Annotated in this window: 13 protein-coding genes, 2 tRNA genes, 3 rRNA genes and 1 pseudogene; 17 read left to right on the top strand and 2 right to left on the bottom strand. The window is 40.3% G+C overall.

The features are described 5' to 3' along the window. Nucleotides 1–100: 100 nt before the first annotated feature. Nucleotides 101–760, top strand: a pseudogene (locus tag EGS71_RS16480) (ATP-binding protein); the annotation flags it as partial. A 104-nt stretch (nt 761–864) separates the two neighbouring features. On the opposite strand, the gene EGS71_RS16485 reads toward EGS71_RS16480, so the two are convergent. Continuing rightward, a complete protein-coding gene (locus EGS71_RS16485) occupies nt 865–1,686 on the bottom strand; it encodes an OXA-23 family carbapenem-hydrolyzing class D beta-lactamase OXA-23 (RefSeq protein ID WP_001046004.1) in 822 nt (273 codons plus the stop codon). A gap of 98 nt (nt 1,687–1,784) precedes the next feature. Between EGS71_RS16485 and EGS71_RS16490 the strand changes: the two genes are divergently transcribed. The 13 genes from EGS71_RS16490 to hisC all read left to right on the top strand — a co-directional run bounded on the left by EGS71_RS16490 (nt 1,785) and on the right by hisC (nt 15,797). Continuing rightward, nucleotides 1,785–2,874 (top strand): IS4-like element ISAba1 family transposase gene (locus EGS71_RS16490; protein ID WP_085940648.1). Its coding sequence is split into 2 segments (ribosomal slippage): nt 1,785–2,326 and nt 2,325–2,874, totalling 1,092 coding nucleotides; the frame shifts between segments, so codons are not numbered across the junction. 491 nt (nt 2,875–3,365) lie between these two features. After that, nucleotides 3,366–4,902, top strand: a 16S ribosomal RNA gene (locus EGS71_RS16495). A gap of 59 nt (nt 4,903–4,961) precedes the next feature. Next, a tRNA-Ile gene (locus EGS71_RS16500) sits at nt 4,962–5,038 on the top strand. Between the two features lie 55 nt (nt 5,039–5,093). Further along, nucleotides 5,094–5,169: transfer RNA gene (locus EGS71_RS16505), tRNA-Ala, on the top strand. Nucleotides 5,170–5,509: 340 nt separating this feature from the next. Next, nucleotides 5,510–8,402, top strand: a 23S ribosomal RNA gene (locus EGS71_RS16510). A 184-nt stretch (nt 8,403–8,586) separates the two neighbouring features. Next, nucleotides 8,587–8,701, top strand: a 5S ribosomal RNA gene (rrf, locus tag EGS71_RS16515). The 16S, 23S and 5S rRNA genes sit together here with 2 tRNA genes alongside, the layout of an rRNA operon. Before the next feature lie 254 nt (nt 8,702–8,955). After that, nucleotides 8,956–10,404, top strand: a complete 1,449-nt coding sequence (locus EGS71_RS16520; protein WP_000778202.1) for an RNA polymerase factor sigma-54 — start codon at nt 8,956–8,958, stop codon at nt 10,402–10,404. A 168-nt stretch (nt 10,405–10,572) separates the two neighbouring features. Then, nucleotides 10,573–10,911 carry a ribosome hibernation-promoting factor, HPF/YfiA family gene (gene hpf / locus EGS71_RS16525; protein ID WP_001167461.1) on the top strand — a complete coding sequence of 113 codons (339 nt, stop codon included), beginning with the start codon at nt 10,573–10,575 and terminating at the stop codon, nt 10,909–10,911. A 138-nt stretch (nt 10,912–11,049) separates the two neighbouring features. Beyond that, complete coding sequence (gene ibaG, locus EGS71_RS16530) at nt 11,050–11,301, top strand: BolA family iron metabolism protein IbaG (RefSeq protein WP_001083680.1); 252 nt, start codon at nt 11,050–11,052, stop codon at nt 11,299–11,301. 6 nt (nt 11,302–11,307) lie between these two features. Further along, the gene (gene murA, locus EGS71_RS16535; RefSeq protein ID WP_000357156.1) at nt 11,308–12,564 is read left to right on the top strand and encodes a UDP-N-acetylglucosamine 1-carboxyvinyltransferase; all 1,257 of its coding nucleotides are present in this window, start codon (nt 11,308–11,310) and stop codon (nt 12,562–12,564) included. After that, nucleotides 12,564–13,247 (top strand): ATP phosphoribosyltransferase, encoded by a 684-nt coding sequence (gene hisG, locus EGS71_RS16540; protein WP_001000724.1) that lies wholly within the window; start codon nt 12,564–12,566, stop codon nt 13,245–13,247. Before murA ends, hisG begins: the two co-directional genes overlap by 1 nt. Before the next feature lie 105 nt (nt 13,248–13,352). Beyond that, complete coding sequence (hisD, locus tag EGS71_RS16545; protein ID WP_001253725.1) at nt 13,353–14,642, top strand: histidinol dehydrogenase; 1,290 nt, start codon at nt 13,353–13,355, stop codon at nt 14,640–14,642. A gap of 69 nt (nt 14,643–14,711) precedes the next feature. Further along, nucleotides 14,712–15,797, top strand: a complete 1,086-nt coding sequence (hisC, locus tag EGS71_RS16550; RefSeq protein ID WP_000218883.1) for a histidinol-phosphate transaminase — start codon at nt 14,712–14,714, stop codon at nt 15,795–15,797. A 3-nt stretch (nt 15,798–15,800) separates the two neighbouring features. Here hisC and EGS71_RS16555 read toward each other — a convergent pair whose 3' ends face one another. Further along, on the bottom strand, nt 15,801–17,189 hold the full coding sequence (locus EGS71_RS16555; protein WP_001134886.1) for an anthranilate synthase component I family protein: 1,389 nt from the start codon (nt 17,187–17,189) through the stop codon (nt 15,801–15,803). 318 nt (nt 17,190–17,507) lie between these two features. Between EGS71_RS16555 and EGS71_RS16560 the strand changes: the two genes are divergently transcribed. The 3 genes from EGS71_RS16560 (at nt 17,508) to EGS71_RS16570 (ending at nt 20,722) form a co-directional block, all read left to right on the top strand. Next, entirely contained in the window at nt 17,508–18,362 is an 855-nt protein-coding gene (locus EGS71_RS16560; RefSeq protein ID WP_000781583.1) for a DUF6160 family protein, read from the top strand. Nucleotides 18,363–18,659: 297 nt separating this feature from the next. Beyond that, nucleotides 18,660–19,493 (top strand): C39 family peptidase, encoded by an 834-nt coding sequence (locus tag EGS71_RS16565; RefSeq protein ID WP_002015438.1) that lies wholly within the window; start codon nt 18,660–18,662, stop codon nt 19,491–19,493. Nucleotides 19,494–19,537: 44 nt separating this feature from the next. Then, entirely contained in the window at nt 19,538–20,722 is a 1,185-nt protein-coding gene (locus EGS71_RS16570; RefSeq protein ID WP_004735929.1) for a hypothetical protein, read from the top strand. Nucleotides 20,723–20,726: the final 4 nt, after the last annotated feature.

The raw sequence follows: 20,726 nt of genomic DNA on the forward strand, positions 1-20,726 counted from the left end.
CTTAACCGCTAGCCAGGCTATATTCAATATGCAGTTGGGTAGAGATATATTTTAATACAGAAGCGATAAGCTATTATCAATGTAAAATTGATCAAATTATCAAAATACACGACAATTTTTGCAGAATCTGCCAGCCAATGATGTTCTCCTTACTGGTTCACGCGGCACAGGAAAATCTTCAATTGTCCGTGCCCTTTTAACCGAGTATAAAGATCAAGGATTACGTTTAATTGAAATTGAACGTGATGATCTGTCCGATCTTCCTGAAATCCAGAAGCTCATCCAGAAGCGTCCGGAAAAGTTCATTGTCTACTGCGATGATCTGGCCTTTAATGCTGAAGATGAAAACTATCGCAGCTTAAAAAGTGTACTTGATGGCTCATTACAGTCAGGTTCAAGTAATTTTATTATTTATGCAACCAGCAACCGTCGACATCTGTTACCAGAATTTATGCATGAGAACACGCCAGTGACTCGTGTAGATGTACCGCAATATACCGAGTTGCATCCACAAGAAGCCATTGAGGAAAAAATTTCACTCTCGGATCGTTTTGGAATGTGGCTTTCATTCTATCCAATGGATCAAAACCTGTATTTAACCATTGTAGAACACTATCTTGCTAAAACAGATATGCCAATGAATGACGAAGCCCATGCTGAAGCCCTACGCTGGTGTCAGGCACGTGGTCAACGGTCAGGACGTGCCGCCTATCAGTTCTCTAAACACTGGATTGGATCACAACAACTAAAAGCACTGTAAAATTTTAAACTAGAAAAATTAACAGGTTTCATTATTAGTCAGATTATAAAAGGCCCATTTATCTCAAATGGGCTTTTTATAAAATTAGAGTTTCTGTCAAGCTCTTAAATAATATTCAGCTGTTTTAATGATTTCATCAATAATTCATTACGTATAGATGCCGGCATTTCTGACCGCATTTCCATATTTAATGCAAAAGCGACAATTTTTCCATCTGGCTGCTCAACCCAGCCGGTCAACCAGCCCACTTGTGGTTTTATATCCATTGCCCAACCAGTCTTTCCAAAAATTTTGTAGCCATTACTCTCTTCTAAAAGAAGCATATTTTTTACATTAGCCTGCACTTTTTCACTAAATGGAAGCTGTGTATGTGCTAATTGGGAAACAAACTCTACCTCTTGAATAGGCGTAACCTTTAATGGTCCTACCAACCAGAAATTATCAACCTGCTGTCCAATTTCAGCATTACCGAAACCAATACGTTTTACTTCTTTTTGCATGAGATCAAGACCGATACGTCGCGCAAGTTCCTGATAGACTGGGACTGCAGAAAGCTTCATGGCTTCTCCTAGTGTCATGTCTTTTTCCCAAGCGGTAAATGACCTTTTCTCGCCCTTCCATTTAAATATTTCATTAATATCCGTTTTCTGGTTCTCCAATCCGATCAGGGCATTCAACATTTTAAATGTAGAGGCTGGCACATATTCTGTATTTGCGCGGCTTAGAGCATTACCATATAGATTAATTTTTTTATCTGTTTGAATAACCAGCACACCTGAGGTGTTTTTTTCATCAAAGTATTGATGAATCACCTGATTATGTCCTTGAACAATCTGACTCGGGGTTTCATTTATTAAATTATGCTGAACCGTACAACCAGAAAGAAAAAGAGAAGCAACCACATAGCAAGTAAAATATTTATTCATTTTAAACACCAGATCAATAGAAAATAACTCTGTACACGACAAAAATAGATAACTCATTGAAATAATGTCACAATAATTGTTTTCTAACGACGAATACTATGACACATCTCAATGAGTTATATCTTATCTTAAACAAATCTCTAAAATGGAACAAGTCACATTTAAAGTGCTTTGCGCTCATCATGCTTGTGATTATTTTAAAGCAAACATGTAATCTTTCTTCTGCATCTAAAGCCTTGCCCATCAAGTGTTTACCACAATCATTTTATCGACGTATGCAGCGCTTCTTTGCAGGTCAGTATTTTGATTATCGTCAAATTTCTCAGTTGATTTTCAATATGTTTTCATTCGACCAAGTGCAACTGACTTTAGATAGAACCAATTGGAAATGGGGAAAACGAAATATTAATATCCTGATGCTCGCAATCGTTTATCGTGGAATAGCGATACCTATCCTTTGGACATTGCTTAATAAACGTGGAAATTCAGATACGAAAGAGCGTATTGCTTTGATTCAACGCTTTATAGCCATTTTTGGTAAAGACCGTATTGTGAATGTGTTCGCAGACAGAGAGTTTATCGGTGAGCAGTGGTTTACATGGTTAATTGAACAAGACATCAACTTCTGCATTCGTGTTAAAAAACTTCATTGTCACCAATCATTTAGGAAAGAATCATAAAATTAGTGATTTATTTCGCCATCTTAAAGTTGGTCAAATTGAATGTCGTAAACGACGGATTTTGGTTGGTCGGGTGAAACTATATATAAGTGCACTACAGTTAGAAAATGGAGAGCTTTTACTCGTCGTTTCTCCTCAGTTTAATGCCAATGCTATTCAGGATTATGCATTACGCTGGGAAATTGAAACCTTATTCAGTTGTCTCAAAGGACGCGGGTTTAATCTTGAAAATACGCGCTTGACAGACCCTAGACGAGTGAAAAAATTGATTGCGGTGTTAGCTATAAGCTTCTGTTGGTGTTACTTAACGGGTGAATGGCAACATAATCAAAAAAAAGCGATAAAAATAAAGAAGCATGGACGACTCTCAATGAGTTTATTTCGCTATGGTTTAGACTATGTTCAAATGGCGATTCAGCGTTTAATTGGTTTTGGGAAAAAAGAAGAGTTTAAGGAAATTTTGGCAATTTTAAGAAAGCAGAATCCTGATAGGATAAGGGTTCTGTGAAATTTGTCGTGTACAGAGTCAAATTATATAGAAATATAGCCAAAAAGCCTAAAAAATGTACGCTTGATATGAAATGCTAGAAAAAGGGGTTGCAAAGGGAGAGAGATGGTCTATAATGCACATCCATCGGCGGTGATGCAGATAGAAACTTGTTGAAAAACAGTTACTTGTGATTAGATTGGTTGCTTTAAGCGATGAGTTTGATGGTAAGTTGGTTTAGAGACTAAGTTTTAAAAATATCGAAATTACCTGTTGACTTTTAAGAGATTAAGAGTAATATAGCCGACCTAGCTTGCTGGTGACGAACCAGTAAGAAGATCATTAAGAGAATTGAAGAACAACTTGTGTGGATTTTTACTGATTGATTAATCGAAATAATTTTCATTGATTGATTGGTTTAAATTACTCGAAGTTTATTTGAGCGAAATTTAAGTCAGTAATTGATGAGCCAGAATTGGTACCTTGTCTATAAATAAGGTACAAAATGATTTTAACTGAAGAGTTTGATCATGGCTCAGATTGAACGCTGGCGGCAGGCTTAACACATGCAAGTCGAGCGGGGGAAGGTAGCTTGCTACCGGACCTAGCGGCGGACGGGTGAGTAATGCTTAGGAATCTGCCTATTAGTGGGGGACAACATCTCGAAAGGGATGCTAATACCGCATACGTCCTACGGGAGAAAGCAGGGGATCTTCGGACCTTGCGCTAATAGATGAGCCTAAGTCGGATTAGCTAGTTGGTGGGGTAAAGGCCTACCAAGGCGACGATCTGTAGCGGGTCTGAGAGGATGATCCGCCACACTGGGACTGAGACACGGCCCAGACTCCTACGGGAGGCAGCAGTGGGGAATATTGGACAATGGGGGGAACCCTGATCCAGCCATGCCGCGTGTGTGAAGAAGGCCTTATGGTTGTAAAGCACTTTAAGCGAGGAGGAGGCTACTTTAGTTAATACCTAGAGATAGTGGACGTTACTCGCAGAATAAGCACCGGCTAACTCTGTGCCAGCAGCCGCGGTAATACAGAGGGTGCGAGCGTTAATCGGATTTACTGGGCGTAAAGCGTGCGTAGGCGGCTTATTAAGTCGGATGTGAAATCCCCGAGCTTAACTTGGGAATTGCATTCGATACTGGTGAGCTAGAGTATGGGAGAGGATGGTAGAATTCCAGGTGTAGCGGTGAAATGCGTAGAGATCTGGAGGAATACCGATGGCGAAGGCAGCCATCTGGCCTAATACTGACGCTGAGGTACGAAAGCATGGGGAGCAAACAGGATTAGATACCCTGGTAGTCCATGCCGTAAACGATGTCTACTAGCCGTTGGGGCCTTTGAGGCTTTAGTGGCGCAGCTAACGCGATAAGTAGACCGCCTGGGGAGTACGGTCGCAAGACTAAAACTCAAATGAATTGACGGGGGCCCGCACAAGCGGTGGAGCATGTGGTTTAATTCGATGCAACGCGAAGAACCTTACCTGGCCTTGACATACTAGAAACTTTCCAGAGATGGATTGGTGCCTTCGGGAATCTAGATACAGGTGCTGCATGGCTGTCGTCAGCTCGTGTCGTGAGATGTTGGGTTAAGTCCCGCAACGAGCGCAACCCTTTTCCTTACTTGCCAGCATTTCGGATGGGAACTTTAAGGATACTGCCAGTGACAAACTGGAGGAAGGCGGGGACGACGTCAAGTCATCATGGCCCTTACGGCCAGGGCTACACACGTGCTACAATGGTCGGTACAAAGGGTTGCTACACAGCGATGTGATGCTAATCTCAAAAAGCCGATCGTAGTCCGGATTGGAGTCTGCAACTCGACTCCATGAAGTCGGAATCGCTAGTAATCGCGGATCAGAATGCCGCGGTGAATACGTTCCCGGGCCTTGTACACACCGCCCGTCACACCATGGGAGTTTGTTGCACCAGAAGTAGCTAGCCTAACTGCAAAGAGGGCGGTTACCACGGTGTGGCCGATGACTGGGGTGAAGTCGTAACAAGGTAGCCGTAGGGGAACCTGCGGCTGGATCACCTCCTTAACGAAAGATTGACGATTGGTAAGAATCCACAACAAGTTGTTCTTCATAGATGTATCTGAGGGTCTGTAGCTCAGTTGGTTAGAGCACACGCTTGATAAGCGTGGGGTCACAAGTTCAAGTCTTGTCAGACCCACCATGACTTTGACTGGTTGAAGTTATAGATAAAAGATACATGATTGATGATGTAAGCTGGGGACTTAGCTTAGTTGGTAGAGCGCCTGCTTTGCACGCAGGAGGTCAGGAGTTCGACTCTCCTAGTCTCCACCAGAACTTAAGATAAGTTCGGATTACAGAAATTAGTAAATAAAGATTAAGATCTTGGTTTATTAACTTCTGTGATTTCATTATCACGGTAATTAGTGTGATCTGACGAAGACACATTAACTCATTAACAGATTGGCAAAATTGAGTCTGAAATAAATTGTTCACTCAAGAGTTTAGGTTAAGCGATTAATCTAGATGAATTGAGAACTAGCAAATTAACTGAATCAAGCGTTTTGGTATGTGAATTTAGATTGAAGCTGTACGGTGCTTAAGTGCACAGTGCTCTAAACTGAAATGTTGAAGTTACTAACTTGTAGGTAACATCGACTGTTTGGGGTTGTATAGTCAAGTAATTAAGTGCATGTGGTGGATGCCTTGGCAGTCAGAGGCGATGAAAGACGTGATAGCCTGCGAAAAGCTCCGGGGAGGCGGCAAATATCCTTTGATCCGGAGATGTCTGAATGGGGGAACCCACCTACTTTAAGGTAGGTATTGCAACATGAATACATAGTGTTGCAAGGCGAACGAGGGGAAGTGAAACATCTCAGTACCCTTAGGAAAAGAAATCAATTGAGATTCCCTCAGTAGCGGCGAGCGAACGGGGATCAGCCCATTAAGTTATGTGTGTTTTAGTGGAACGCTCTGGGAAGTGCGAACGTAGAGGGTGATATTCCCGTACACGAAAGGGCACACATAATGATGACGAGTAGGGCGAGGCACGTGAAACCTTGTCTGAATATGGGGGGACCATCCTCCAAGGCTAAATACTCCTGACTGACCGATAGTGAACCAGTACCGTGAGGGAAAGGCGAAAAGAACCCCTGTGAGGGGAGTGAAATAGATCCTGAAACCGCATGCATACAAGCAGTGGGAGCACCTTCGTGGTGTGACTGCGTACCTTTTGTATAATGGGTCAGCGACTTATATTCAGTAGCGAGGTTAACCGTATAGGGGAGCCGTAGAGAAATCGAGTCTTAATAGGGCGTTTAGTTGCTGGGTATAGACCCGAAACCAGGCGATCTATCCATGAGCAGGTTGAAGGTTGGGTAACACTAACTGGAGGACCGAACCCACTGTCGTTGAAAAGCCAGGGGATGACTTGTGGATAGGGGTGAAAGGCTAATCAAGCCTGGTGATAGCTGGTTCTCCCCGAAAGCTATTTAGGTAGCGCCTCGGACGAATACCATAGGGGGTAGAGCACTGTTTCGGCTAGGGGGTCATCCCGACTTACCAAACCGATGCAAACTCCGAATACCTATGAGTACTATCCGGGAGACAGACTGCGGGTGCTAACGTCCGTAGTCAAGAGGAAAACAATCCAGACCGCCAGCTAAGGCCCCAAAATCATAGTTAAGTGGGAAACGATGTGGGAAGGCATAGACAGCTAGGAGGTTGGCTTAGAAGCAGCCACCCTTTAAAGAAAGCGTAATAGCTCACTAGTCGAGTCGGCCTGCGCGGAAGATGTAACGGGGCTAAAACTATGTGCCGAAGCTGCGGATGTATACTTTGTATACGTGGTAGGGGAGCGTTCTGTAAGCCGATGAAGGTGTGTTGAGAAGCATGCTGGAGGTATCAGAAGTGCGAATGCTGACGTGAGTAACGACAAAACGGGTGAAAAACCCGTTCGCCGAAAGACCAAGGGTTCCAGTCCAACGTTAATCGGGGCTGGGTGAGTCGACCCCTAAGGCGAGGCCGAAAGGCGTAGTCGATGGGAAAATGGTTAATATTCCATTACTTCTGTGTAATGCGATGAGAGGACGGAGAAGGCTAAATCAGCCTGGCGTTGGTTGTCCAGGTGAAAGGAAGTAGGCATGTATCTTAGGCAAATCCGGGGTACTCTATGCTGAGATCTGATAGCAAGCTGTACTTGTACAGCGAAGTGGTTGATGCCATGCTTCCAGGAAAAGTCTCTAAGCTTCAGTTACACAGGAATCGTACCCGAAACCGACACAGGTGGTCAGGTCGAGTAGACCAAGGCGCTTGAGAGAACTCTGCTGAAGGAACTAGGCAAAATGGTACCGTAACTTCGGGAGAAGGTACGCTGTTGTTGGTGATGGAACTCGCTTCCTGAGCTGACGACAGCCGCAGAAACCAGGCCGCTGCAACTGTTTATTAAAAACATAGCACTCTGCAAACACGAAAGTGGACGTATAGGGTGTGATGCCTGCCCGGTGCTGGAAGGTTAATTGATGGGGTTAGCGTAAGCGAAGCTCTTGATCGAAGCCCCAGTAAACGGCGGCCGTAACTATAACGGTCCTAAGGTAGCGAAATTCCTTGTCGGGTAAGTTCCGACCTGCACGAATGGCATAATGATGGCGGCGCTGTCTCCAGCAGAGGCTCAGTGAAATCGAAATCGCTGTGAAGATGCAGTGTACCCGCGGCTAGACGGAAAGACCCCGTGAACCTTTACTGCAGCTTGACACTGAACTTTGACCTTACTTGTGTAGGATAGGTGGGAGGCTTTGAAGCTGGAACGCTAGTTCCAGTGGAGCCGTCCTTGAAATACCACCCTGGTAATGTTGAGGTTCTAACTCTGTCCCGTGATCCGGGACGAGGACCGTGTCTGGTGGGTAGTTTGACTGGGGCGGTCTCCTCCTAAAGAGTAACGGAGGAGTACGAAGGTGCGCTCAGCGTGGTCGGAAATCACGCGTAGAGTATAAAGGCAAAAGCGCGCTTAACTGCGAGACCCACAAGTCGAGCAGGTACGAAAGTAGGTCTTAGTGATCCGGTGGTTCTGTATGGAAGGGCCATCGCTCAACGGATAAAAGGTACTCTGGGGATAACAGGCTGATACCGCCCAAGAGTTCATATCGACGGCGGTGTTTGGCACCTCGATGTCGGCTCATCTCATCCTGGGGCTGAAGCAGGTCCCAAGGGTATGGCTGTTCGCCATTTAAAGAGGTACGCGAGCTGGGTTTAGAACGTCGTGAGACAGTTCGGTCCCTATCTACCGTGGGCGCTGGAAATTTGAGAGGATCTGCTCCTAGTACGAGAGGACCAGAGTGGACGAACCTCTGGTGTACCGGTTGTGACGCCAGTCGCATCGCCGGGTAGCTATGTTCGGAAGGGATAACCGCTGAAAGCATCTAAGCGGGAAGCCTACCTCAAGATAAGATTTCCCTAGGACTTTATGTCCTCTAAAGAGCCGTTCGAGACTAGGACGTTGATAGGTTGGATGTGGAAGCATAGTGATATGTGAAGCTGACCAATACTAATTGCTCGTGAGGCTTGACTATACAACACCCAAGCAGTTGTATATGAAGCATCAATCGATTCTTAAATATGCAAGACAACTTGATTTAGTTATACCTCTAGCTAAAATGAACAGATAAAGTAAGATTCAATCAGCCCAGTCTGTTACAGATTTGGAAAACGCTTCGGCATTAAATAAGACCCAGGCAAGTATCCATAAACAGTTGTGCTGGCGACCATAGCAAGAGTGAACCACCTGATCCCTTCCCGAACTCAGAAGTGAAACCTCTTAGCGCTGATGGTAGTGTGGGATTACCCATGTGAGAGTAAGTCATCGCCAGCTCATTATTCTAAACACCCCAATCTCAAAAGAGGTTGGGGTGTTTTTTTATAGCCGGTAAATCAATCAATAAAGAATTATTGCAAAGAATCATCGATACTAAAAGAATAAGACAGAATAAAAATCCTATCGTTTTTAAGAAATAAATTTCTATTTTTCTTATGAATTGATGAGTCAATGTATAGGATAAATCATTACTCTATGCTATAAATAATTAATAGGCATGATTTTTGCTTGTTTTTTGGAAAGAGAAATATATGAAATTATCTGTTGGATTGAAAGTTGCGAATTCATTATCGTTAACGCCTCAATTGCAGCAGGCAATCCGTTTACTACAACTTTCTAGCCTAGAGTTAGAGCAAGAAATCCAAATTCAATTAGATAGTAATCCATTACTTGAAAAAGTAGAAGATGAATCACTAGCAGAAAGTTTATCTACTTTAGAACACAAAGAAACAGATGACCTTACAACAGAGTTGAATGCTGATCACTTACCTGATGACTTGCCTGTTGATACTGAATGGGATGACATTTATACACATCAATCCACTGCTTTGGGCACTCCTGAGTTCGAAGAGCGTGAAGATAATCGCCAAGTTCACCTGACGCTTAAAGAACATATTTTGGAGCAAGTGAACTTACTACATTTTTCAAAAATAGATCAGTTGATTGCTTATTGCATAGTTGATGCTTTAGATGATAAAGGTTTTCTGGATGCTGAATTAGAAGAGATTATTTTGGCAGTACAGCATTTATTAAGTGAGATGGATATAGACGAGGAAGTGGAAGAGGATGAAGTTTTAGTAGTCTTAAAACATATTCAACGTCTTGATCCAATTGGTATCGGAGCTCGTAATTTAGCTGAATGTTTAAAAGTTCAGTTGGAGTTCTTGCCTCGAGAAACTGAATATTTGAAAGAAGCCAGAAGTCTACTTCAATATTACGAATTACTGATTGCGAATGATCTTAATAAATTATTGAAGCAAACAGGGCTTTCCAAAGAACAATTAAAATTTGCAGTTGATTTATTAAAAACATTAAAGCCTTATCCAGGCATGGATTTTGAAAAGCAAGAATCAGAGTATCAAATTCCTGACGTAGTCGTTGCCAAGAAGGACTTGCATTGGCAAGTTCAGTTAAACCCTGATGTGATGCCAAAATTAAGAATCAATTCTTTTTATTCGAGTATGATTCGTAGGGCAGATCAAAGTGATGATAATTTATACCTACGTAATCAAATGCTTGAGGCTAAAAATTTTATAAAAAGTATTGATGAACGGCACAAAACATTATTAAAAGTTGCGACTTGTATTGTTGAGCATCAAAAAGCATTTCTTGAAATAGGTCCCGAAGCAATGAAACCTTTAGTACTAAGGGATGTTGCAGAAGAAGTAGAATTACATGAGTCGACCGTTTCTCGCGTTACAACAAATAAGTATATGCTTACTCCACGTGGACTTTTTGAGTTGAAATACTTCTTTTCTAGTCATGTGGGGACAACCACAGGAGGTGAGGCTTCTTCTACCGCAATTCGGGCGATGATTAAAAAGTTAGTTTCTAATGAAAATCCGCGTAAACCTTTGTCTGATAATGCAATTGCTGCTTTATTGAAAGAGGAGGGAATAGAAGTAGCTAGAAGGACTGTAGCAAAATATAGAGAATCGTTACATATTCCATCGTCATCCGAGAGAAAAGTCTTGATCTAAATTTTGAAGTATGGCTATTCTACTCATTCATTATGACGAAATAATGAAATTTCATTTTCACCAAGAGGAGTAGCTAAAATGGTTTAATTGTCCCAAATCATCTTTTTAGATTGCATTAAATCGTTTTAGTTCTTCTTTATATAACCCAAAAAGGTGAGGGATAGAATTATGCAAATAACGATTCGTGGACATCATTTAGCAATTACACCAGCTATAGAAGAAAATATTAAAGCAAAATTTAATCAGTTAACGAAACATCTTGATCAGGTGAATAGTATGCAGATTAAGTTAACGAAAGATCATCAGATTGATAAGCGCTCACATAAGGGTAGCTCTAATCATGTGGCTGAAGCGATAGTTCGATTACCTGGAATTGAGCTATTTGCTCAAGCAACAGCGGATGATATGTATACTTCAATAAAAAAACTGACTGAAAAATTAAAAAAACAATTGTTAAAATATCGGAAAATGCAATGTACGTATTCTCAAGTTGCTGTTTCTATTTAATAAGTTTTTAATAATTGAGAGAGGCTTGAAATATAGCCTCTTTTTTATTGATAAAATATAAACACGTACTGAATTCTTTGAAAAAGTTATAGTAAAATACTTCGTTTTACACCGTAGGTTGTGTCAGAGGTCTTTGCAATGAATAGTGAACAGCTCACTCAAATTTTAAAAGAAGCTTTTCCTGAGGCGGAAGTAGTGGTGAGCGGACAGGCTGGAAAATTTGACCTCCGTATTGTGGATGATCAATTTGAAGGTAAGCGTACTGTTGCCCGCCAACAAGCAGTTTATGCACCATTAAATACTTATATTGCAAGTGGCGAAGTTCATGCCGTAACAATTCGTGCGATGACCAAAGATGAATGGCGCAAAGCAAGCCTTTTCGGAGCTTAAATATTAATGGATAAATTTTTAATCACGGGCGGTGTTAAGCTCGAAGGGGAAGTACGCATTTCTGGTGCTAAAAATGCGGCTTTACCGTTACTTGCGGCAATGATTCTTGCTGACTCTCCAATTACATTAACCAATGTTCCAAATCTTAAAGATGTAAATACTTTGGTGAAATTAATTGGTGGACTGGGTGTCACAATTAGTTATGAAAATGACACGGTTAAGGCGGATACTTCTACTTTAGATAACCAGTTTGCTCCTTATGAGCTTGTCAAAACAATGCGTGCATCTATTTTGGTATTAGGGCCATTATTAGCGCGTTACGGAAATGCCAAGGTTTCATTACCTGGCGGATGTGCTATTGGCTCTCGTCCAGTAGATCAACACTTAAAAGCCCTAGAAGCATTGGGTGCACATATCGAAGTTGAAAATGGTTATGTACATGCCACTGTTGATGGTCGTCTGAAAGGCGGCGAAGTGGTTTTTGATATGGTTACCGTTGGTGGTACCGAAAATATTTTAATGGCAGCTGCTTTGGCAGACGGTGTAACCACAATCCGTAATGCTGCACGTGAACCTGAAATTACTGATCTTGCGCAAATGCTTATTAAAATGGGCGCAAAAATTGAAGGTTTAGATACGGATACATTGGTTGTTACTGGTGTAGAAAGTCTACATGGCTGTGAATATGCAGTTGTTGCAGACCGCATCGAAACAGGTTCCTACTTAGCTGCTGCTGCGATTACTGGTGGACGTGTAAAAACCACCCATACAGATCCTTCATTGCTTGAGGCTGTTTTAGATAAGTTTGAAGAAATGGGTGCTGAAGTTACCCGTGGCGATGACTGGATTGAATTGGATATGTTGGGTAAGCGTCCTAAAGCAGTAAGTTTTAGAACACTACCTCACCCAGAATTCCCGACCGACATGCAAGCACAAATTATGGCTGTAAATGCAATTGGCCGCGGGTTTGCAACGATTTCTGAGACCATTTTTGAAAATCGTTTCATGCATGTTCCTGAATTGTCACGTATGGGTGCTAATATTCAGGTCGAAGGCCATGATGCTGTTGTAACTGGTGTTGAAAAATTACAGGCAGCACCTGTAATGGCAACAGATTTACGTGCCTCATTCTCTTTGGTTTTAGCGGCTTTGGTTGCTGAAGGTGATACATTAATTGATCGTATCTACCATATTGACCGTGGTTATGAGCATGTCGAAGAAAAACTTCAAGGTTTAGGTGCCAAAATTAAGCGAGTAAGTTAATGAATGACGTAAGAAACGATGATCCTAATTTTAACGTAATGGGTAATTTTGATCATGGTTTGACCTTGGCACTGAGTAAAGGACGTATTTTAAAAGAAACTTTACCTTTACTTGCTACAGCCGGTATTAACTTGCTTGAAGACCCGGAAAAATCGCGTAAGTTAATTTTTCCAACCACACATAAGCAGGTTCGTATTTTAATTTTACGTGCATCTGATGTGCCAACTTATGTTGAGAATGGTGCAGCTGACTTAGGTGTAGCTGGTAAAGATGTACTTATGGAACATGGCGCTCAGCATGTCTATGAGTTATTGGACCTGCAGATTGCGAAATGTAAATTAATGACTGCTGGTAAAGTAGGAATGGAACGCCCAAAAGGTCGTTTAAAAATTGCCACTAAGTATGTCAATCTTACACGTCAATATTATGCGAGCTTAGGCGAGCAGGTGGATGTTATTAAACTTTATGGTTCTATGGAGTTAGCACCATTAGTTGGTTTGGGCGATTATATTGTTGACGTAGTGGATACTGGAAATACTTTACGAGCAAATGGCCTTGAGCCATTAGAAGAAATTTGCAAAGTATCTTCACGTCTTATTGTCAATAAAGCGAGCTTTAAGCGTAAACAGGTTTTATTGAACCCAATCATTTCCCAACTTGAACAAGCTGTTCAATCACGTTAAAAGTAATTTCCTATCATGCTTTTGCGATAGTTGTAGATATGATGCCCACAAGAGCTTAGAAAAAGAGTAAACTTGGTTTTTCTTTTTCGCCTTGTGGGTAAATTGATGCGACGTTTATCGACTCAAGATCAGAACTTCAAACAGGTTTTTGCCGAGCTTTTAGCTTTTGAAACCGTTAATGATCCTAATTTAGTTCAAACAGTAGATCAAATTATTGCTGATGTTCGTCAGCATGGTGATGATCATGTTTTAAAACTTACTCAACAGTTCGATCGACATCCAGCGCATCAATTTTCCGATCTAGAATTGTCTCAACAACAACTTAAAGCTGCTTTTGATGGTTTAAATCAAGAGATTCGTGAAGCCCTGCAACTTGCAGCTGATCGTATTCGTACTTTTCATGAAGCTCAAAAACAAGATAGCTGGACTTATGTGGATGATTTGGGTAATACCCTAGGACAAAAAGTGACGCCACTTGACCGTGTTGGTATTTATGTACCAGGCGGACTCGCATCTTATCCTTCATCTGTACTTATGAATGCGGTACCAGCACATGTGGCCGGTGTACCTGAAATTATTATGGTTGTGCCAGCGCCAAATGGTGAACTAAATCCACTCGTTTTAGCCGCTGCCTATTTAGCAGGTGTTAGCCGAGTATTTACCATTGGTGGGGCACAAGCTGTTGCTGCTTTAGCTTATGGTACTCAAACTGTTCCACGTGTTGATAAAATTACGGGTCCTGGAAACCGATTTGTGGCAGCTGCTAAACGTGCTGTATTTGGTCAGGTGGGTATCGACATGATTGCTGGGCCTTCTGAAATATTAGTTTATGCAGAAGGTGTGAATAATGCTGAATGGTTAGCGATGGATGTATTATCTCAGGCTGAACATGACACAGTAGCTCAAGCTATTTTCATTACTCCAGATGAAGCATTATTAGAAGCAGTAGAGTCTGCAATTGAAAAACATTTAAATGAATTGCCTAAAGCCGAGATTGCGCGTACATCGATTGAAAATCGTGGTGCATTAGTTTTGGTAAAAGACCGTGCTGAAGCAGTTGATTTGATCAATCAGGTTGCACCAGAGCATTTGGAATTATGCCTTGATGATGCCGAAGCGATGAGCCAAGATATTCGTCATGCAGGGGCAATTTTTATGGGTCGCTATACACCTGAAGCAATTGGTGATTATTGTGCTGGCCCAAACCACGTATTACCGACATCTGGCACAGCTCGTTTCTCTTCGCCACTTGGTGTATATGATTTTCAAAAGCGCTCTAGTTTGATCATGTGTTCAAAAGATGGTGTTAAGACTTTGGCTAAAACAGCTGATGTACTTGCTGTTCAAGAAAATCTCGATGCCCATGCACGCTCGGCGCGTTATCGTTATCAATAAGTTTTAAGCCTATCAGTGTTTTTCATGATTATTCAGGGCTGACTTTCAGCCCTTTTTTGAGATAAGACTATGACTGTATCTACAGCACAAATGCGTTTTTGGAGTCCTGAGGTTCGTGAATTAGAGCCGTATGTGCCAGGTGAACAACCTAAAATCCAGAATCTATTAAAGTTAAATACCAATGAAAACCCGTATCCACCTTCACCAAAAGTAGTAGAAGCAGTTCAAGCGGTGTTACATGAACAAGCCGATGTGCTGCGTCTATATCCAGATCCGGATGCGACAGCGTTAAAGCAAGCAATTGCGAAACAACAGAATATTGATGTATCTCAAGTTTTTGTAGGTAACGGTTCTGATGAGGTATTGGCTCATATCTTTAAAGCATTTTTTCTTCAAGATGAACCAATCCTGTATCCGGACATCACTTATAGTTTCTATCCAGTTTATAGCCAATTTTTTGGCACAAAAACAAAAGAAATTCCTCTCAATGAGAATTTCGAAATTGATGTGCGAGATTATACCCAGCCAAATGGTGGGGTTATTATTACCAACCCAAATGCACCAACCAGTATTGCGCTCAGCTTGGCAGAAATCGAACAAGTATTACAGGCAAATCCGGACCGCGTGGTTGTGATTGATGAAGCTTATGTTGATTTTGGTGCTGAGTCAGCTGTAAGTTTGATAAACCGCTATGAAAATCTTGTGGTATGCCAAACGACTTCAAAGTCCCGTTCTTTAGCAGGCCTACGAGTCGGGTTTGCGATTGCTCAGTCTCACTTGATTGCAGCACTTGAGGCTGTAAAAAATAGTTTTAATTCATATCCAATTGATCGCTTTGCTATTGCAGCAGCAGTAGCTTCTTTTGAAGATCAGGCTTATTTTGAAGAGCAGTGTCAAAAAGTTATAACAAGTCGAGAGAAACTTGTTCGTGATTTAACTGTACTTGGTTTTAACGTTTTGCCATCGAAAGCGAATTTTATTTTTGCTACGCATTCACAGCATGATGCTGGGCAACTTGCACAAAAATTACGTGAGCAGGGCATTATTGTTCGTTACTTCAATAAGCCTCGCATTAATCAGTTTTTACGTATCACGGTTGGAACTGATGAGCAAAACGCGCGTTTAGTTCAAACTTTGAAGCAAGATATTCTTTAATACTTATTCTGCTGTGCTGTTCATCAAGTTCAGCATAGCAGAGATTTTATCAAGGCTTTCCTGATATTCAGCCTCAGCCTCTGAAGCAATAGTAATACCGCCGCCTGCCCAAATAGAGAGCTGGTTTTGATATTGTTGAAAACTACGAATTAAAATATTCCAGCGTCCAGTACCATCGAAATTAAAATATCCTAAAGTGCCGCAATATGCTCCCCGAGGTGCGCCTTCTAGCTCTTCAATAATTTGCATTGCCCGAATTTTAGGAGCTCCTGTAATTGAGCCTCCTGGTAAAGCAGTGAGCAACATCTGCATAGGATTAATATCATTTTTAAGTGTAGCCGTAATCTCACTCACCATATGATGAACTTGATTGAAGCTCTCAATTTCGAATAGTTTTGTTGTTTTTACCGAACCTGTATTGGCATAAATGCTCAAATCATTACGTAATAGATCTACGATCATCACATTTTCCGCTTGATCTTTTTTAGAATTTTTTAAAGTTTGTTTTGAAAGTAAATCCTGCTCTTTATTCTCATAACGAGGCATTGTACCTTTAATGGGTCTGGTTTTAATTTGCTTATCTACATTAAATTCAATAAATAATTCAGGAGAGCAACTTAACAACTCAAATTCTGTTGATTTTAAATAACCAGAATATGGTGCATTGGTTAAATTCCATAGCTCATCTGCTTTATTTAATAATGAACCAGTAAAATTTGCTTTGAATTCTTGAGTAAGGTTAATTTGATAACAGTCTCCTGCTTTAATATATTCTTGTATTTTATGAAAAGCAGTTAAGTATGTATTTTTAGACCAGCGGGGATGAATATTTTGTTCTAGTTTAAAATTGTTTTTTTGTAGTTTGCTAGAAGGTTTATTGAGTAGAGCTGAAAGATAGTTAAAAATTTCAAAAGCATTATTTTCATCGCTAAAAAAATACCAGTCATTATTTATTTTTTTAATAAAAGAATAATAGGAACCTATAAATAAAGACGGTTGTTTATGTGATTGATTATTTATAAATTGATGTGCAGAAAAGTCATAACTAATAAAACCAATGTACCCACCCTTAAAACTTATTTTTTCTCTATTGCTATTTTTTAGTTCTTGAGATTGGAATTGTGTAAAATCTAAAAGATTTTCTATATAAGATGAAAACTTATATTTATTTAAAGCAGTTTTAGTGAATAAAAAGTTTTGGTTATTTTGAGTGATTAAATAATTTTTTGGCAAAAAACCAATAACAGGATTGTTATCATCTTGAAGATATACAAGTCCAGTTAACTCTTCTAATTTTTTTAAAATATCGGCAGCGGAGTAATAGCTTTCTAAAGAGATTTTTTTCTTTAAATGAGACATTTTAAACATGTGAGAGTTTGGAAGAGGTGGCATAGTTTACTACAAGTTAGAGTTCAACAGGCAGTTGAGTGAAAAGACCCTAACATTTCGTGGAAAAAATAACCGAATTATCCTTCAGCCTTCAGAGTAGTAATAAATCTTTTTAGTTAGTCAGACACCGTACCGTTTGTCGGGTAATTGGCAAAAAATGTATTACAGTAGTTGAACAAAAATTAACGTAGCTGTAATTTAGTAATTGCTAAGCAAAACTACTCAAGGATTGGAAGTTTCGGTTGCCATAAAAGAAAAATGCAACTTGAGACAGTAAGAGTGGTTAAAGTCAAAAAATAAATGCTCTTGGGAGAGTGCTCAATGAAAATGTTCACTAAACTTGCTTTAGTTTCTTCTTTAGCTATCAGTGCAAATGCAATGGCAATGCAATCAATGGATGATGCAGCGCTTAGTGCTGCTACAGGTCAAGATGGTATTAATATCGGTATTGCTTTGGGTTCTAGTGGTATTTCTATCGATAAGCTATACCTACATGATAATGATGGTTTAGCGTCAGCTACTGGTATCACTGGTGCTTCAGGTACAGCGGGTTCAATCGCAATTAGTGGTGTTACGGTAACTCAAAAAGGTACAGGTAATCTTTTAGATTTAAAAATTGATACAAATGGTGCTGCAGATTCAAATGGTGCTTTCTTAAACGTTGCAGCAACAGTGGGCGCAGTTGATGTACATGTAGGTTCAATTGGCGTAGGTACTTCTGGTACATTAAATACGACTACTGCTGTACGTGGTATTACTGAAACAGCTCCAACTGAAATTATTTCTGGCTTAGATTTATCTTTGGGTCAAATTTCTGCAAATGTTCAGTTAGGTTCAACTCCGCAAGGCGCGATGATCAAAGTGAATTCTAGCTTAAAAGGTGGTTTAACACTATCTAACTTCGGTATTAATGATGCTGCTGGTGGTGGTAAAATTGTCCTAGACAAAGTAATGGTTCGTGGTGCGGGTGCGGGTAATACAACTGGTGACTTGGATGTGAATGCGAACATTTCTGTTGTTCCTACAGGTTTACGTATCCAAAATAACAGTACACAAGGTATGAACGTTTATGCACAGGGCGTACACCTAGGTGCAGCGGGTAATGCTTCAATTGGTGACTTAGAAATCCAAGGTTTAAATGTAGGAACTTCTACAATTACTATTTCTGGTCACTAATTTAAAGGCTGATAAAAAGCGCGTTTATACGCGCTTTTTTATTTATCTTAATAAAACTAATATCTACGCTTTTCTGTTTAAATAATATTAGCTTATATAATAAGAAAGATTATAAAACATTTGAAATGAGAATTAATTATCAGTTTATAAATGTAAAACTATGCATTCATCAAAAAGATTAAAAAAAAGCTGTTTTTTACAAAAAAAAAAGGTATCTTCAACACACAGGGATGTAGAGCTATTGCTCTAAGAATAAAATGAATAAGGCCGGTAGGCCACCATTTAGACCAAGTGCTTATGTTAGAGATAGTTTTAGGCTCAGCATTGATGTATTACTTTGCGACAGAAGCCTTCGAAATAGAAAAAAAGCCGCCGGGAACTGTTTATTATACAGAGACTGCCGATTCACGTAATTTATCATTTCATCGAAACCATATTGAACCTGTCACCATAAAACCAGCTGTTGAAGACCAGTTTCGTGGCATTGTTCGACAAGCCTATGATTATAGCTGTGGTTCTGCTGCACTTACGACTTTATTAAACGGCTATGTTGGAACGAGCTTAACTGAACAGCAAACAATGAGCGGTTTGCTTCAGTATGGCGAATATCAACGTATTATTGAGCGTCGAAGTTTCTCATTACTTGATATGAAGCGCTTTGTCACAGCAATTGGTTTAGAAAGCGGTGGTTATCGAGGTGACTTTTCTGATTTAGTCAAACTGGGGCAGCCAGCAATTGTGCCTATTTCATATGCTGGTTTTAAACATTTTGTCGTATATAAAGCTTATAAAGATGGACGAGTATACGTAGCTGACCCTGCTTTAGGGAATATCAGTTTTGATGAGGGACGTTTTAAAGAAATTTGGGATAATAATACTTTATTTGTTATTTCTGTTCCTGAATCACAGCGTAAAGACTTATTGGCGTTAAAAGATGCAGATATGCGCCATGTGGAAGACGCAACGGTCAATAGATATGCTTTTGTTGATGTGCAATATCCGGCGTTTAATTATGATCGTTTAGCAAACAAAGCTTCAACTATGAGACGTGTCTTGGATAACGATAATCATTCTGCGACTTATGGACAGCCGATAGAAACCTATATGCGGCTTTATTACAAACGTAAATAGTCAAATTTAAAGTTAGTAAAATAAATAAATTGGGTAGGAAAAACATGAATAATCGATGGATAAATATGAGTGTGTTGGCTTTAAGTATGAGCGCCATTACAGGGACAATTTATGCCGAAGATCAGGTACAACAAACACAGGTAGAATTATCGAATCAGAGCACGGATGCAGGAGTCGAGGTAAATTCTCTAGCTGCTGAAGCAACAAATTCTTCTTCTGTTGGTACAGATGCGGGAACACAAGCTTCTGAAACACCTTCTACAGAGAATGTATCTGAAAATAATAGTGGGGCAAATCAAGCTGCTAACGCCCTACAGAAGAAAGAAGGTGATGCAACTCAAGAGACAAATTTACAAGAGGTATTTACTTCAAATGAACGTCAATACTCTTTGATTAAGAAGGGCGTAATTTCTTCTTATTATGATCTCGATTATACCTATTATCGCGATACTCGAATTGATTTGGCTTTAGCAGATAATTCATCTCAGCTTAATCGTTTACGTGTTGAAGAAGATGCAAACCATACATTAACGAATAGTTTTACTTTTCAATATGGGGTATTGGATAACTTAACTTTATCCGCAACTCTTCCTTTTGTAGCAAAGTCTGAAATTATTCGAGATACAACAACTGCAGGATTGGGTGATATTTCACTTGGTGCGCGTTGGGAACCATTTCCTTTAAAACAAGGCCGTTTACCCTTGGTTCTTTTTGGTAGTGTCTCTACAAAAACAGGGGATAGCCCTTATGAGATTGGTTTAGATGAGCTATCAACGGGTAAAGGTTATTACTCGGTTGGTGTAGGGGCCAGTACCCGTAAATATATTGATCCAGTCGTTCTCTTCGCTTCTGCCTCTGCCAATTACGGTTTTAAAGAAAGTGGTCTTAATCAAGCCCGAGGTTCTCGTACATTAACCTCATTTGATCCAGGAGTTAGTGGTGGTTTCTCATTTGGCTTTGCTTACTCATTTAACTATGACGTGTCTTTAACCATGTCATATCAGCAGAGCTTTAATATGGATGCTGAATTCCAGTTTGAAAATGGAGAAAGCTATAAATCACCTGATCAAAGTAGTGCAATGTTATCTTTCGCATTGGGTGTTCGTGTTTCGCCTGAAACGATCGTTAACGGTACGGTTGGTATTGGTTTAACTGAAGATGCACCAGATATTTCACTTGGTCTGTCATTCCCGTTAGATATTTTAGGTTTTAATAAAAAACAAAAATAAGGAG

Source organism: Acinetobacter sp. FDAARGOS_559 (genome assembly GCF_003940475.1).
Classification (GTDB): domain Bacteria; phylum Pseudomonadota; class Gammaproteobacteria; order Pseudomonadales; family Moraxellaceae; genus Acinetobacter; species Acinetobacter baumannii.